General features: G+C 62.4%; 1 protein-coding gene. It reads right to left on the reverse strand.

Annotated features, from left to right (window positions below):
- Positions 1-33: 33 nt before the first annotated feature.
- Entirely contained in the window at positions 34-753 is a 720-nt protein-coding gene (locus PMI23_RS27730; protein ID WP_007913710.1) for a 16S rRNA (uracil(1498)-N(3))-methyltransferase, read from the reverse strand.
- Between the last annotated feature and the right edge of the window lie 90 nt (positions 754-843).

Consider the following 843-nt stretch of genomic DNA (forward strand, 5'->3'; position numbering starts at 1 on the left):
AGAGCGTGGGAACGATCAGTCCGGCAAAAAGGTTTAGAAGTCACCCCAAAGCTGTTGGGCCACCGCCAGCGCAACCACTGGCGCCGTCTCTGTGCGCAACACCCGTGGGCCGAGGCGGGCGGCGTGGAAGCCGTTGCCTTTGGCTTGCTCGACTTCGGCGTCAGTCAGCCCACCTTCAGGCCCGATCAAGAACGCCAGCGTCGCCGGTTTGGCATGACTCACCAACGGCTCCGCCACCGGATGCAACACCAGTTTCAACTCGGCTTCGGTCTGTTTGATCCAGTCCGCCAGCAACACCGGCGGATGAATCACCGGCACCCGCGAGCGCCCACATTGTTCACAGGCGCTGATCGCCACCTGACGCCAGTGCAGCAGGCGTTTGTCGGCGCGTTCGTCCTTGAGACGGACTTCGCAGCGGTCGCTGAAGATCGGCGTAATTTCATTCACGCCCAGTTCGGTGGCTTTCTGAATTGCCCAATCCATGCGCTCGCCACGGGACAGTCCCTGGCCGAGGTGGATGTGCAGCGGCGATTCGACCTGGCCGGCGAATTGTTCGTCGATCTGCACGGTTACACGTTTCTTGCCGACTTCCAGCAGGGCGCCGCGAAATTCATGGCCGGAACCGTCGAACAGCTGCACCGCATCGCCCTCGGCCATGCGCAGCACGCGGCTGATGTAGTGCGCCTGGGCTTCCGGCAGTTCGTGTTCGCCGGTGCTCAGGGGGGCGTCGATAAAGAAGCGGGACAGTCTCATTTCGGGTCTCTCAGATTAGATCGTTCCCACGCTCTGCGTGGGAATGCCTCAATGGACGCTCTGCGTCCGCTTTGGGACGCGGAGCGTCCC

Origin of the sequence: Pseudomonas sp. GM24 (assembly GCF_000282235.1) — a bacterium.
Lineage (GTDB): Bacteria > Pseudomonadota > Gammaproteobacteria > Pseudomonadales > Pseudomonadaceae > Aquipseudomonas.